Source organism: Micromonospora profundi, from assembly GCF_011927785.1.
GTDB classification, from domain to species: Bacteria; Actinomycetota; Actinomycetes; order Mycobacteriales; family Micromonosporaceae; genus Micromonospora; species Micromonospora profundi.
The window spans coordinates 1,118,837-1,132,248 of record NZ_JAATJK010000001.1 but is presented as its reverse complement, the minus strand read 5'-3'; the positions used below and the strand labels follow the sequence as shown (position 1 = coordinate 1,132,248).

Here is a 13,412-nt window from a genome sequence, read left to right as displayed (position 1 = left end):
GAATCGAGTGCGGCCGGGGTGGATAGACCCCGGCCGCACTCCAGCGCCTGGGCGTCAGCTGAGCTTGAGCTCCTGCAGCGCCTCGATGGCCTCGCCCTTGATCTGGTAAGCCCAGATGACGACCTTCGACGGGTCGACGTCACCCTTGTCGTCGAACTTGATGTACTTCGACACACCCTGCTTGTCGTACGACTTCACGTACGCCAGGATGTCGGCCCGGGTCTTCTTGCCGTCCTTGAAGGCGTCCAGGTAGACCTTCGCGCCGTCGAAGCCCTCAGCGCCGTAGGAGCCCGGCGGGATGCCGTACTCCTTCTGGTAGTCGGCGGAGAAGGTGCCGCCGGCCTTGTCGGCCGGGAGGCACGGGCAGGTGATGATGGCGCCCTCGGCGCCGCCGGAGGCACCCTTCGGGAACGCGGTGTCGTACAGACCGTCCGGGCCGACGAACTTGGCCTGGACACCGGCGGCACGCATCTGCTTCACCAGCGGAGCGGCCTCACGGGTGTAACCGCCGTAGAAGACGAAGTCCGCCTGCGACGACTTGATCTTGGAGATGGTGGCGTCGAACTGCGACTGCCGCTCCTGGATCTTGTCCTTGTTGACCACCAGCGGGCCGAGCTGCTTGCCCAGCTCGTCGGTGATACCCGCGCCGTACGCGCTGGCGTCATCGACCATGAAGACCTTCTGCGCGTTCTGCGACTTCATGTAGCTGGCCACCGCGCCGGCCTGCGTGCCGTCGTTGCCGACGACCCGGAAGAAGGACGTGTTGCCCTTCTGGGTCAGGTCGGTCCGGGTCGCCGACGGGCTGACCATCGCCAGGCCCGCGGCCTGGTAGATCGGCATCGTCGCGTCCGACTCACCGGAGAAGTGACCACCGATGACACCGAGGAACGAGTTGTCCCCCGCGATCTGGTTCGCGAACGGGGTCGCGACAGCCGGGTCACCCTGGGTGTCGAACTCCTGCATGGTGACCTTGCAGTCCGGGTTCGCCTCGTTGAACTGCTTCACGGCGAGCTTCGCGCCGTTGAGCGACGGGATCACCAGGCCCGCGTTGTCACCGGTGAACGCGCCGAAGATAGCAATCTTGCCACCGCAGTCACCGGACGCGGTTCCACCCTCGCTGCCACCGGAATCCTGGCAACCGGCCGCGACCACCAGGGACGCGGCGAGCGCGACAGTTCCCAGCGCCCGTACATAGCTTCGCCTCACGGCTTCCTGACCTCCTCCAGATGCGGACGCGGCTGACCCGCTAGTGACGGCGACAGCAGCTGACCCGCAATTCCACCCACCCCGCAAGGACTCCCCCTGCGTTACGGCTCGTGATGGCGGAGCGTACCGACATCGCGCACCGTCGTGGAAGGCCTGAACGGGGGGTCTGCGAAACCGTTACGAAGACGTGCACCATCGTGCCGATGCCCGTAACAGGCGAATCCGTCGATCGGTCCTTAAGTCTGCGTCCGGAGGGGACCGCGCCACCCCCGTCGGACCCGGCAGAAGCCGCGAAAACACTGCCTGAGCTGGGAAAATTCCCGATCGTCGGCACGACTGCGCCGCGGTGCCGCCCATTCGCCGTCCGTCAGGTGCCCGACCCGCTCGCCCACCACAGACCGGCTCGTGAACCGTCGTCCGCCGCCAACCACCACCGGTCACCCACCGCCACCAGCGCAACGTCCCGATCGGCGCCCGCCGCTACCTCCAGTGGCAGCACGGCCTCCCGCCACGACCCACCCCGGTCCGTCGAGATCCACAGCGAGTGACGGGAACCGTCGGTCACCGCCGCGACCAGGCGATCTCCCGCCGTCACCAGCGACGCCACCGTCGGCACGCCCGTCGACGACCGCCGCCCGAACGATCCCGCGGCCACCCAGCCCGACGGCTCCTGCCGCCACGCGCCGAACGTCGACCCACGCAACCCGACCGCCACCGGCACCCCGCCGACCACTGCCACCCGCTGCAACTCCTCGTACTCCGAGCCGCCCGGCAACACCGTGCGCCGCCACGACCGCCCGTCCGGCGACGACCACACCGCTGGGTCCCTGTCGATCCGACCAGCCGGCAGCAGACCGCCCACCACCAACCAACCCGACGGTACGGCCACCGCGTCGAACGCCCAGGTCACGCCCACGGCGTCACTCGCCAGCTCTGGTGCGCCCTCGATCAGCGCGAACTCCTCCGCGGCCGGCGTCGACACCCAGGAGGCCGCGCCCGCCGAGCGGTTGCCGACGATCAGCCAGCCCGACGGACCCGCCGCCAGCCGGGACACGTTCACCGCCGTCGGCCCGCCGTACGTCTCGAACGGCGCCTGCACCTCGACCAGGGCGCCGTCGGCCCGCTGCCGCCAGGTGCTGATCCGCGGATAACCGTGTGCCCCACCGACCTTCGCGCCGATCACCGCCGCCGCACCGTCGCGGCAGGCCACTGAGGACAGCACGTTCTGCCTGCCGTAGAAGGAATCCGCGCGTACCGGCAGCGACGTCCAGGTCGTACCGTCCACGCTGGTCCACGCCGCTGGACGGGTGCCGCCGGCGGCGTCCGCGACGCCACCGGCCAGGAACCACCGACCCGCACAGGCCGCCAGGTCGCGGACCAGCAACCGCCCGGCGGCGCCCGGCGGCGCCGGCAGCGTCAGCGCCTGCCAACCCGGCCGCAGCGCCGGCGCGGCAGCCGTCGTCGGCCCGGCCGACCCGTCGCCCGTCGGTGGCCCGTCACAACCCGCGAGCAGCAGCGCGAAGAGGCCGAACACCGCGACAACCCGTCGGACCGACATCTGTCGATGCTAGCCACCGACCGCCCGGCGGTGTGCCCTCCACGCGGGCCGGGCACTCAGACGGTCGGCTGAGTCGCCTCGCCGCCGGCGGTCTCCGTGAGGATCCGCTCGGCGACATCTTTCATTGTCATCCGGTGGTCCATGGCGGTGCGCTGGATCCACTTGAACGCCTGCGGCTCGGTCATCCCGTAGGTGGTCATCAGCGCGCCCTTGGCGCGCTCCACCGTCTTGCGGATCTCCAGGCGGTCGGTGAGGCTCGCGACCTCGGCCTCCAGGGCCGCGACCTCCGAGTAACGCGACAGCGCGATCTCCACCGCCGGGACCAGGTCGCTCTTCTGGAAGGGCTTCACGAGGTACGCCATCGCGCCCGCCGCCCGCGCCCGCTCCACCAGGTCACGCTGGCTGAACGCGGTCAGGATGATCACCGGGGCGATCCGGGCGCCGGCGATCCGCTCGGCGGCGGCCAGCCCGTCCATGATCGGCATCTTGATGTCGAGGATGACGAGGTCGGGCTTCAACTCCTCGGCGAGACGGACGGCGGTCTCGCCGTCGCCGGCCTCCCCCACCACCTCGTAGCCCTCTTCGACAAGCATCTCGGCGAGGTCCAGCCGGATCAGCGCCTCGTCCTCGGCGATCAGTACGCGCCTGCGCTCGGCATCCGTCGGCATCTCAGCCACCAGCCCTACCCCCACCATCGCTTCTGCACGGCTACCACCCATGCTCCCGCAGAAGCGTAGTCGGGTACAGTAAGCGGCACCCGCCGGGATGGTGGAACGGCATACACGGAAGTCTCAAACACTTCTGCCCGAAAGGGCTTGCGGGTTCGAATCCCGCTCCCGGCACCTTGTCGCACACCTGTTCGACCAGGCAGGTGTGCGCACACCGCAGATGCGGCACGCGCCCGCATTCTCCGCGCTCGCGGGCACACCATCCGCTCGACAGCGAACGCCCACACCACGCTTCGGCGAGGGCGCGTCAATCGACTCGCACCAGCGATGTCCGGCACTGGTGCCACGGTGTCGTCGTCGCCCGCTGGATGTCGACAATCCGACCGACCCGTCAGCTACCTGGTCCCTCATTTCGGTGACAGCGCCTCGTGACGACCGACCGGTGCCGGTGCTGCGCCGGCTGCTGCTCCGACGGCGCCTCAGCGACGCCGGCGACGTGGCGATGCGCAGCCCGCGCAGCGGGACGGATGCGCGGGCTGCGGGTCGTCAGGCGATCGTGTCGAGCGCGCGTGCGAGGTCGGCGCGCAGGTCCTCGGGGTCCTCCAGACCGACCGAGAGGCGCAGCAGGCCGCCTGCGGGCTTCGCGTCGCCTTCGACCGGCCGGTGGGTCAGCGAGGCGGGGTGCTGGATGAGGGTGTCGACGCCACCGAGAGACACCGCGTGGGTGATGAGCTCGCAGGCGCCGGCGACGGTGGCCGCGGCGGGTGCGCCGCCGCGTACCTCGAAGGCGAGCAGGCTGCCGGGGCCGGCCATCTGCCGGCCGACGAGCGCCGCCGGGTCGTACACCGAGGGGTGGTGCACCCGGTGTACGGCGGGGTGGTCGGCGAGCCAGCCGGCGAGCTTCTCGGCGCCGGCCTGCTGGGCGCGGACCCGCAGCGGCAGGGTCTGTAGGCCGCGGTGCAGGAGGTAGCCGCCGAGGGGATGCAGGATCGCGCCGGTGACGGCGCGGACCTGGCGCAGTCGGGTGGCCCAGTCGGCGTCGCAGGCCACGACTCCGGCCAGGACGTCGCCGTGGCCGCCGATGCTCTTGGTGGCGCTGTGCAGGACGAGGGCTGCGCCGTGGCGGGCGGGTTGTTGCAGGACGGGGGTGGCGACGGTGTTGTCGACGAGTAGCGGCACGTCGCCGGCCGCGGCCGCGAGGGCCGCGATGTCGACCAGGTCGAGGGTCGGGTTGGCGGGTGTCTCGATGACGACGAGTGCGGTGTCCGGGCGGATGGCCGCGGCGACCTGATCCGGGTCGGCCCAGGTGACTGTGGTGCCGAGCAGGCCGGTGGCCAGGACGTGGTCGGTGCCGCCGTAGAGGGGCCGGACGGCGACGATGTTGCGCTTGCCGTCCCGGGTGGCGGCGAGCATTGTCGCGGTGAGAGCGGCCATGCCGCTGGCGAAGGCGACGGCCTGGGCGGTGCCCTCCAGTTCGGCGAGGGCGGTTTCGAAGCGGGCGACGGTGGGGTTCCAGAGCCGCTGGTAGACGGCGCCGCCCTCGGCGGGGAGCGTGCCGCCGGTGGCGAGCTGCTCGTAGGCGTTGCCGCCGTCGTCGACCGAGGGCAGTGGGTTGGTGGTGGAGAAGTCGATAGGCGGTACGTGCACGCCGAGCGCGCGCAGGTCGTCGCGGCCGGCGTGTACGGCTTGGGTGTCCACCGTCATCATGGCGGTAGCGTCGAACATCTGGTGCCATGGCGGCAATAGATCGGCAGATGATTCTATGGATGACTCTAGATTTGGTCGCTGATTCGGGCAAGGATGCTCGGATGCCCCCTGAGCCGAACGATGTGCGGCCGTATCCACCGCTGGACGAGGTGGATCGCGCGATCCTCGCCGAGTTGGCCGCGGACGGCCGAATGCCGAACAACGCCCTCGCCGAGCGGGTGGGGGTGGCGCCGTCGACGTGTCTGACGCGTACGCGGGCGTTGCGCGAGCGCGGGGCGATCCGCGGGTTCCACGCCGAGGTGGACCCGGCGGCACTGGGGCTGCCGTTGCAGGCGCTGGTGTCGGTACGGTTGACCGCGCACGAACGGGCGGCGGTGGACGCGTTCCGGGCCCGTTCCGTGCGGCTGCCCGGAGTGGTGTCGGTGTTCCACGTGGCCGGCGCGGAGGACTACGTGCTGCACGTGCGGGCGGCCTCGGGTGACGCGCTGCGGGACTTCGTGCTGGACCACCTGGCGGTCGACCCGGCGGTGCAGCACACGCAGACGAGTTTGATCTTCGAACAGGTCCGTGGGCTGGGCTGAGCAGCGGGTGAGTTGCCCGACGAACACGGCGAGGCCGGAACAAAACCGGCCGGCGGCGGGTTGGCCACGCGTGTGATCACCGTACCGATGTCTGTTCTTGATCTTGCCCCGGTTGCCAAGGGAACCACCGCTGGCGCGGCGTTGCAGGCCACCACCGAGTTGGCGCGACGCACTGAGGAGCTGGGCTACCGCCGGTTCTGGGTGGCCGAGCACCACAACATGCCGGCGATCGCCAGCTCGGCTCCGGCGGTGCTCCTGGCCCACCTGGCAGCGAACACCTCGACGATCCGCCTCGGCTCGGGCGGGGTGATGCTGCCCAACCACGCGCCGCTCGTGGTGGCCGAGCAGTTCGGCACCCTGGAGGCGCTGCACCCGGGTCGGATCGACCTGGGCATCGGCCGGGCGCCGGGCACCGACCAGGTGACCGCGTTGGCGTTGCGCCGCACGATGGAGGGGCTCTCGGCGGAGGGCTTCCCGCGGGAGCTGGCCGACCTGATGGACTACTTCAGCGGGGAGCGTCCCGGGCAGATCATCGCCACCCCCGGTCAGGGTGAGCAGCCGGCGGTGTGGCTTCTCGGGTCCAGCGGGTTCAGCGCCCAGCTCGCTGGCCTGCTCGGCCTGCCGTTCTCCTTCGCGCACCACTTCAGCTCGGCGAACACGCTTCCGGCGCTGACGCTTTACCGGCAGAACTTCAGGCCGTCGCAGTGGCTGGACAAGCCGTACGCGATGGTGGCCGTCAACGCGGTGTGCGCCGAGACCGACGAACGGGCCGAGTGGCTGACCGGGCCGAGCGCCCTGTCGTTCTTGAAGCTGCGGTCCGGGCGGCCGGAGCCGCTGTCCACCCCCGACGAGGCGGCGGCGTACCCGTACACCGAGATCGAGCGGGAGTTCGTCCTGCAACGGCGCGACGGTCAGGCCATGGGCTCGCCGGAGACGGTGCGTCGGCAGTTGACAGACCTGCTGGAGCGTACGGGCGCCGACGAGCTGATGTTGACCACGCTCGTCTACGACGTGCAGGACCGGGTGCGCTCGTACGAGTTGATCGCCGAGCAGGTGGCGGGCGGTTTGCGCCGGGACGCGTGAAACACGATCTTCACGTCAGCGTCACCGCCGCGACCCGGACGGTGCCTAATGTTGGTTCCGGTGGTGGTACGGCATCCCCGGTCGGGACGGGTCGGAGGTGCCGCGGTGTGGAGCACCGGGCTGCAGCTGTGCGGATTCCGCGGCTGCGGCCCGGTGCCTGCCACCTTAGGCGAACCCGATCAGGACCGCCAGATCAACGTAGGTAGATGTTCGGGGTCGGCGGGGTGCCCATCTGGTCGCCGATGAAGAACCCCGGGTGCGGCGGCTGGTTGTAGGCGGTGTTCTGCCAGGCGACAGCCACGCGATACTGCGGGTCGTGCATCAGCGTGTAGATCCGGGTGCTGGTCGGCGTGGGCGTGCTGTAGATGCGCAGCGCCCGGCTGTCGCTGGTCCGCCAGATCACCTCTTCGCGCCAGTCGCCAAGGATGTCACCGGAGAGCGCCGGCGTGGACTTGGTGCCGTTGTTTGACGCCACGCCATTGCCGGTGAGCAGCCGGGTCTCCCCGCCCGTGCCGTACTTGTCGATCTTCGTGGCGTCGAGCAGCTCCCGCACCGGGTCGCCGTCCCACCAGGCCAGGAAGTTGGCCGACGACGGCTTGCGGCCGACGTTCTGCCCCCTGGTGTTGGCCAGCCCGTTAACCGCCGACGACCACGACTCGGCACCGGGGCTGCCCGCCCAGATGTCCGCCGAGACGCCCCGGCCGTTGTCGCCCGAGGCTGGCGTGGACCACAGGATCTGACCGGTACGCGCGTCGGCGAACCAGGAACTGGGCTTGCTGGCGTCCTCGTCGACCTTGAACACCTCCAGGCCGGCGCGGCCCGGGTCGAGGTCGCCGACGTGCAGGGCGTCACCGTGCCCATTGCCTGTGGAGTAGAGCAGCCGGCCGTTGTCGTCGATGGTGGCGGCGCCGTACACGATCTCCTGGCGGCCGTCCCCGTCGACATCGGCGACCGAGAGCTGGTGGTTGCCCTGACCGGCGGCGGCGCCGTTGCCCGAGGAGTTCGAGTCGAACGTCCAGCGCTTGGTCAGCGTGCCGTTGCGGAAGTCCCAGGCCGCGATGACCGCACGGGTGTAGTAGCCCCGCGCCATGATCAGCGAGGGGCGCTGCCCGTCCAGATAGGCGGTGCCGGCGAGGAACCGGTCGACGCGGTTGCCGTACGAGTCGCCCCAGGACGACACGGTGCCGCGCGGCGGGTCGTAGTTGACGGTGGACAGGATCGCGCCGGTCTGGCCGTTGAACATGGTCAGGTACTCCGGGCCGGAGAGCACGTAGCCGCTGGAGTTGCGGTAGTCCGCAGACGACGAACCGATGAGCTGACCGGTGCCGGACCGGGTGCCGTCGGCGGTCTTCATTGCCACCTCTGCGCGGCCGTCACCGTCGTAGTCGTACACCTGGAACTGGGTGTAGTGCGCGCCGGCCCGGATGTTGCGGCCCAGGTCGATGCGCCACAACCGGGTGCCGGTGAGGGTGTACGCGTCGACGTAGACGTTGCCGGTGTAGCCAGACTGGGAGTTGTCCTTGGCGTTGGACGGATCCCACTTCAGCACGATCTCGTAGCTGCCGTCACCGTTGAGGTCGCCGACGGAGGCGTCGTTGGCGCTGTAGGTGTAGCTCTCCCCACTGGGGGTGGTGCCCCCGGCGGGGACCTGCAACGGCACGTCCAGGTAACCGTCGCCGTACTGGAGCGCGGGTGCCGACGCCGCCTGCTCGGCGCCGCCCACCACGGCCCGCACCGTGTACGTCGAGCCGGCCGCCGCGCCGTTGTCGAGGTAGTTGGTGGCGCCGGTGATCGGGCTGGAGTTGACCCGGGTCGAGCCCCGGTAGAGGTTGAACGCCACGCCCGAGGTCTCGGTGCCGAGCAGCCGCCAGGAGACCAGGTTGCCGCTGCCGGATCGGACGCTGACGAGCCCTCGGTCCAGGTTCTCCATCTGAAGTACGCCTGAGGTCGGCGGCGGGGTCGTCGGTGGCGGCGTCGTCGGTGGCGGAGTGGTCGGCGGTGGGGTCGTCGGTGGCGGAGTGGTGGGTGGCGGCGTCGTCGGGCCATCGGTGGCCGGCGCGCCGGTGCAGGTGACACCGTTGAGCGCGAAGCTGGTCGGCACCGGATTGCTGCTGGTCCACGAGCCGTTGAAGCCGAACGAGGCGGTGCCGTTGGTGGCGATCGCGCCGTTGTAGTCGACGTTGCGCGCGGTGACCTGCGCGCCCGACTGGGTGACAGCGGCGCTCCACGCCTGCGTGACCTGCTGCCCGGCGGCGTACGACCAGGTCAGAGCCCAGCCGTTGACCGGGTCGCCGAGATTGGTGACGGTGACGTTGGCGCCGAAGCCGCCCTGCCACTGGTTGGTGACCTGGTAGTCGACCCGGCAGCCGGCGGCGGCGGCCGAGGCGACGACCGCCCCGACACTGCCGGCCACGACCGCTGTCGCCGTTGTGGCGGCCAGCAGGATCAGCCGTTGTTTGGACGGGTGCATGAACTGCCTCCGGAGATCCGGTGATGACCGCTGTAGGTCCACCGGCCCTGCCCGGGAAGCACGGTGGACGACCCGTCACGACGGCGACGGACGGCGATCTGATCGGGTGGGACGCCCTGGGGAATGCGCGGATCCGGCTCAAGGCGCATCGTAGGGCAAGCGCTTTCCGGTCCGCAATATCGATGGCCATCACGACCTGTGCCGGCCGCTCCGACCTACGGTCTTGCCCTCGGCAACCGATGCCTGATGGACTGGCTGGCCCAACTGCTGGATCTCCCCCAGCGGTTCCGCTCGACCGGCACCGGCACCGGCACCGGCGGCGGCGTCATACAGGACTCGGCCTCCTCGGCGACCCTTGTCGCCACCCTCGCAGCGCTGCACCGGGCCAGCGGAGGTCGGTGGCGCGACGTCGGCGTCGACCGGCGCTACCGCGCGTACACGTCAGTGCACGGGCACTCCTCGATCGAGAAAGCCGCACGCATCGCCGGTCTGGGCACCGACGGGATCCGGTCGATCGCTGTGGACCCGGCAACGCAGGCACTGCTACCGGACGCGCTGCGGGCCGCGATCCAGGCCGACCTGGCCGCCGGGGACGTACCCACCATCGTGGTCGCCACCATCGGCACCACCTCCACCACCGCCGTCGACCCGCTGCCCGAGATCGGGGCGATCTGCGCCGAGTACGGGATCTGGCTGCACGTGGACGCCGCCTACGCGGGGGCCGCCGCCGTCTGCCCCGAGCTGCGCTTGTCGCACGCCGGACTGGAGTACGCCGACTCGTACTGCTTCGACCCGCACAAATGGCTGCTCACCGGCTTCGACTGCGACGCGTTCTGGGTGGCCGACCGGGTTGAGTTGATCGAGGCGCTGACCGTACTGCCGGAGTTCCTGCGCAACGCGGCCTCCGATTCCGGTGCGGTGATCGACTACCGGGACTGGCAGGTCCCGCTGGGCCGCCGTTTCCGGGCGTTGAAGCTGTGGTTCGTGCTGCGCTGGTACGGCGTCGAAGGGCTGCGCGCGCACATCCGGTCCGGGGTGGCGCTGGCCGCCCGGTTCGCCGACCGGGTCCGCTCCGACGACAGGTTCGAGTTGGCAGCGGCGCACCCGTTCTCGCTCGTCTGCTTCCGGCTGCGCGCCGACGACGACGCAAACGCCGACCTGCTGGCACGGGTGAACGGCACCGGACGGGCGCACCTGACCCACACGCGGGTGGACGGCCGGTACACCCTGCGGCTCGCGGTCGGCTCGCCGCAGACCGTCGAACGACACGTCGACGAGACGTGGGCGCTGCTGGCCGGGACGGCCGACGACCTGCTCACCTGACCGGCCGAGCCCGTCAGGTAGGTGATACCTGTGAGTCATCAAGATGACTCACAGGTATCACCGATCGTGCGGCAATCCCCGACTGACATGCGCCGGGCTCAGCCGGAGCCGAGGCGCCCTCAGGTATCGCGCTCGCGCGGCAATTCCGACTGACATGCGCCCGGCTCAGCCGGAGCCGCGGTGGCGTGCCGTAGGACCGCGCCTACCGCCGCTCAGCGGACGGGCGGCCCACCACCGGGGTCCGCAGACTGCCGGCCCCGCTGGAGGTCAGTGGGCGGCTGGCGTGTCGGCGCTGCTGAGACCGGCCGAAACGACCTCGGGGGCCGGGGAGACCCCGACAGTGGCTGCGGCTGCGGCTGCGGCTGCGGCCTGGTCTCGGCGGGTGCGGCGCAGGGCCCGCACGGCCAGGACCAGCGCTGCCACCCAGCCGGCCGCCAGGAGGACGTAGAGAACGGGAGGGACCGGGCCGTCCAGCTCAGCGGCCCGGATCAGGGTCCGGGCGTTGGTCAGGACGATCACGCCGCCGACCGCCGCGCCGAGCAGTTGCGCCGGGACGATGCGCACCAGCCAGGCAGCCAGCGGGGCGGCGATGAGGCCGCCGACAAGCAACGCGCCGACGATGGGGAGCAGGAACCCCTCGGTGCCCAACCCGATCAGGAAGCCGACGCTCGCCGCGCCCGCCACCACGAACTCGGCGGTGTCCACCGAGCCGATGACCTTGCGCGGCTCCATGCGGCCGGAGACCAGCAGCGCCGGGGTGGCCACCGGACCCCAGCCTCCGCCGCCGGTGGCGTCGACGAAGCCGGCGACCAGGCCGAGGGGGCCGAGGAAGCGCCCGCGCAGTCGCCCACCGACCCGGTCGGTACGCAGGGGCCTGGCGAAGCGGACCAGGAGGAACGCGCCGAGCGTGAAGAGGATGCCGGCCATCCACGGCGCGGCCGACTCGGTCGAGATCGAGCTGAGCAGTGTGGCACCGGCGAACGCGCCGATCGCGCCGGGAAGCGCGATGCGGGTCACCACCCGCCAGTCGACGTTGCCGAACCGCCAGTGCGCCACGCCCGCGGCCAGTGTGGTGCCGATCTCGGCCAGGTGCACCGAGGCGGACGCGGCGGCGGGGGCAACCCCGACGAGCAGCAGCAGGGTGGACGAGGTCAGCCCGTACGCCATGCCGAGCGAACCATCGACGAGCTGCGCGGCAAGTCCGACCAGAGCGAGGACCAGCAGCTTGCGCACGAGCGCCCCCTAGCTTTTCGGTATCTCCTATCAACTTGGTCGACAATGCGGCACGGGGAAGCCTGGGTCAAGTGCCTGATCGGTGGATGGGACGCCGCCGAGCGGCACGGCGGGCCGGACCGGCGGAGCGGGGTCAGATCCAGGCGCGGGGGTCGGCAACCAGTTCGGTGACCCGGGGAGGCAGGGTGCCGGCAGCCACGTCGGCGACGCTCACCAGTTCCAGGATCTCCCGCTCGCTTGCCCGCAACGCGATCCAGACCTCCTGGAGGGCGCGGGCCGGACCGTGGTAGCCGAGTTGTTCCGGGCGCTGCCCGCGGACGTGCGCGAGCGGCCCGTCGATCACCCGGATCACCTCTGCGAGGGAGATCTCCTCGGCGGGGCGGGCCAGCCAGTAGCCGCCCTCGGGGCCACGCTGGGCGTGCACGATGCCGCCCCGGCGCAGCTGCAGCAGGATGCTCTCCAGGAACTTCGGCGGAATCTCCTGGGCGCGGGCGATCTGGTCGGCGGTGACCGGCCGGCCACGCCCGGGGCCACTGGCCGTCGCGGCGAGCTCGGCGGCCGCGCGGAGGGCATAGTCGACCCGGGCGGAGAGACGCATGCCGGCAAGGTTAGCCCGCTGGTCGTCCGCCCGGCCGGGCGACCCTCGGCCGATCGGTCAGGCATCGACATATATCGGGGCCGCGCCGGATTCCGCGACAAATTCGTGAGATACGTCATGATCGACGGCCTTCGGGGGCCTGGGGAGCTGATTCGGCGCGTCCCTATGCTGGGTGGAGGTACGACTGTCTGACCGTTTACGGGGGCTCGGGCAGCACATTGATAAACACCCGGGTTCTTTCAGCCTCGGGGGGAAGGCACCACCAATGACCGATGTCGCCACACGCACCTGGGATGGCATGACCATCCCGGTCGCCGGCACCTATCGCCTCGATCAGGCGCACAAAAGGATCGGTTTTCTGGCCCGCCACATGATGGTCAGCCCCGTGCGCGGCGAGTTCTCCGAGGCGACCGCCGAGATCTCCGTGGCCGAGGATCCGCTGCTGTCGGGCGTGACCGCCACCATCCAGACGGCGAGCATCACCACCGGCAGCGAGGACCGGGACACCCACCTCAAGAGTGCCGACTTTCTCGACGTCGAGCACTATCCGACGCTCGAATATCGAAGCACGGGTATCCAGTGGAAGTCCACTGAGGACCCCATTTTCTACTGGGCGCGTCTGCGAAACCACCGTTTCGGTGGGCGAGGACGAGGTCACAATCCGCCACCGCAGACGGACCCCGGTCGATTCGTGCTCAGCGGCGAATTGACGGTGAAGGGAATCACGCGAGCCGTCGACCTACAGGTGAATTTCGGTGGCGCCCGCCGCGACCCGTACGGGCAGAGCATCTTCGGCTTCAGCGCGAGCGCCGAAATCAACAGGGAAGACTACGGTCTGCTCTGGAATGTCGCGCTGGAAAGTGGCGGCGTTCTGGTCGGCCGGACCGTCCAGATCGAGATCGCCGGCGAGGCCATCCACCAGACGTGACTCCGCCCGGCGGTCGTCCCCGCCATGACGCCGCCTGCGTGCAGGGGCGTACCTGGC

General features: G+C 70.4%; 11 protein-coding genes and 1 tRNA gene. 5 read left to right on the top strand and 7 right to left on the bottom strand.

The window, feature by feature from the left end; genetic code table 11:
- Positions 1-54: 54 nt before the first annotated feature.
- The 3 genes from F4558_RS05065 to F4558_RS05055 form a co-directional block, all read right to left on the bottom strand.
- Positions 55-1,206 carry a branched-chain amino acid ABC transporter substrate-binding protein gene (locus F4558_RS05065; RefSeq protein WP_053658228.1) on the bottom strand — a complete coding sequence of 384 codons (1,152 nt, stop codon included), beginning with the start codon at positions 1,204-1,206 and terminating at the stop codon, positions 55-57.
- A gap of 367 nt (positions 1,207-1,573) precedes the next feature.
- Complete coding sequence (locus F4558_RS05060) at positions 1,574-2,764, bottom strand: hypothetical protein (protein WP_053658226.1); 1,191 nt, start codon at positions 2,762-2,764, stop codon at positions 1,574-1,576.
- Positions 2,765-2,820: 56 nt separating this feature from the next.
- Positions 2,821-3,441, bottom strand: a complete 621-nt coding sequence (locus F4558_RS05055; protein WP_053658223.1) for an ANTAR domain-containing response regulator — start codon at positions 3,439-3,441, stop codon at positions 2,821-2,823.
- A gap of 82 nt (positions 3,442-3,523) precedes the next feature.
- Here F4558_RS05055 and F4558_RS05050 point away from each other — a divergent pair.
- Positions 3,524-3,606: transfer RNA gene (locus F4558_RS05050), tRNA-Leu, on the top strand.
- A gap of 372 nt (positions 3,607-3,978) precedes the next feature.
- Here F4558_RS05050 and F4558_RS05045 read toward each other — a convergent pair.
- Complete coding sequence (locus tag F4558_RS05045) at positions 3,979-5,157, bottom strand: trans-sulfuration enzyme family protein (RefSeq protein WP_167943331.1); 1,179 nt, start codon at positions 5,155-5,157, stop codon at positions 3,979-3,981.
- A gap of 83 nt (positions 5,158-5,240) precedes the next feature.
- Between F4558_RS05045 and F4558_RS05040 the strand changes: the two genes are divergently transcribed.
- The gene (locus tag F4558_RS05040) at positions 5,241-5,720 is read left to right on the top strand and encodes an Lrp/AsnC family transcriptional regulator (RefSeq protein WP_167943330.1); all 480 of its coding nucleotides are present in this window, start codon (positions 5,241-5,243) and stop codon (positions 5,718-5,720) included.
- A gap of 87 nt (positions 5,721-5,807) precedes the next feature.
- Positions 5,808-6,803: an LLM class flavin-dependent oxidoreductase gene (locus tag F4558_RS05035; RefSeq protein WP_209273181.1), complete on the top strand. Its 996-nt coding sequence runs from the start codon at positions 5,808-5,810 to the stop codon at positions 6,801-6,803.
- A 193-nt stretch (positions 6,804-6,996) separates the two neighbouring features.
- Here F4558_RS05035 and F4558_RS05030 read toward each other — a convergent pair whose 3' ends face one another.
- Positions 6,997-9,273, bottom strand: a complete 2,277-nt coding sequence (locus F4558_RS05030; RefSeq protein WP_167943328.1) for a rhamnogalacturonan lyase family protein — start codon at positions 9,271-9,273, stop codon at positions 6,997-6,999.
- A 246-nt stretch (positions 9,274-9,519) separates the two neighbouring features.
- Here F4558_RS05030 and F4558_RS05025 point away from each other — a divergent pair, with 246 nt between their 5' ends.
- Positions 9,520-10,596 (top strand): pyridoxal-dependent decarboxylase, encoded by a 1,077-nt coding sequence (locus F4558_RS05025; protein WP_245241268.1) that lies wholly within the window; start codon positions 9,520-9,522, stop codon positions 10,594-10,596.
- 267 nt (positions 10,597-10,863) lie between these two features.
- On the opposite strand, the gene F4558_RS05020 is transcribed toward F4558_RS05025, so the two are convergent.
- Positions 10,864-11,829 (bottom strand): sulfite exporter TauE/SafE family protein, encoded by a 966-nt coding sequence (locus F4558_RS05020; RefSeq protein WP_167943327.1) that lies wholly within the window; start codon positions 11,827-11,829, stop codon positions 10,864-10,866.
- Positions 11,830-11,962: 133 nt separating this feature from the next.
- The gene (locus tag F4558_RS05015; protein ID WP_053658213.1) at positions 11,963-12,427 is read right to left on the bottom strand and encodes an RrF2 family transcriptional regulator; all 465 of its coding nucleotides are present in this window, start codon (positions 12,425-12,427) and stop codon (positions 11,963-11,965) included.
- A gap of 265 nt (positions 12,428-12,692) precedes the next feature.
- Here F4558_RS05015 and F4558_RS05010 point away from each other — a divergent pair, with 265 nt between their 5' ends.
- On the top strand, positions 12,693-13,355 hold the full coding sequence (locus tag F4558_RS05010) for a YceI family protein (RefSeq protein WP_167943326.1): 663 nt from the start codon (positions 12,693-12,695) through the stop codon (positions 13,353-13,355).
- Positions 13,356-13,412 lie beyond the last annotated feature (57 nt).

What these genes read in the sequence shown, in the direction of transcription:
- F4558_RS05060 (WP_053658226.1), bottom strand. Translation starts at nt 2,764, where the DNA reads ATGTCGGTCCGACGGGTTGTCGCGGTGTTCGGCCTCTTCGCGCTGCTG.
- F4558_RS05045 (WP_167943331.1), bottom strand. Translation starts at nt 5,157, where the DNA reads ATGTTCGACGCTACCGCCATGATGACGGTGGACACCCAAGCCGTACAC.
- F4558_RS05040 (WP_167943330.1), top strand. Translation starts at nt 5,241, where the DNA reads ATGCCCCCTGAGCCGAACGATGTGCGGCCGTATCCACCGCTGGACGAG.
- F4558_RS05035 (WP_209273181.1), top strand. Translation starts at nt 5,808, where the DNA reads ATGTCTGTTCTTGATCTTGCCCCGGTTGCCAAGGGAACCACCGCTGGC.
- F4558_RS05030 (WP_167943328.1), bottom strand. Translation starts at nt 9,273, where the DNA reads ATGCACCCGTCCAAACAACGGCTGATCCTGCTGGCCGCCACAACGGCG.
- F4558_RS05025 (WP_245241268.1), top strand. Translation starts at nt 9,520, where the DNA reads ATGGACTGGCTGGCCCAACTGCTGGATCTCCCCCAGCGGTTCCGCTCG.
- F4558_RS05015 (WP_053658213.1), bottom strand. Translation starts at nt 12,427, where the DNA reads ATGCGTCTCTCCGCCCGGGTCGACTATGCCCTCCGCGCGGCCGCCGAG.
- F4558_RS05010 (WP_167943326.1), top strand. Translation starts at nt 12,693, where the DNA reads ATGACCGATGTCGCCACACGCACCTGGGATGGCATGACCATCCCGGTC.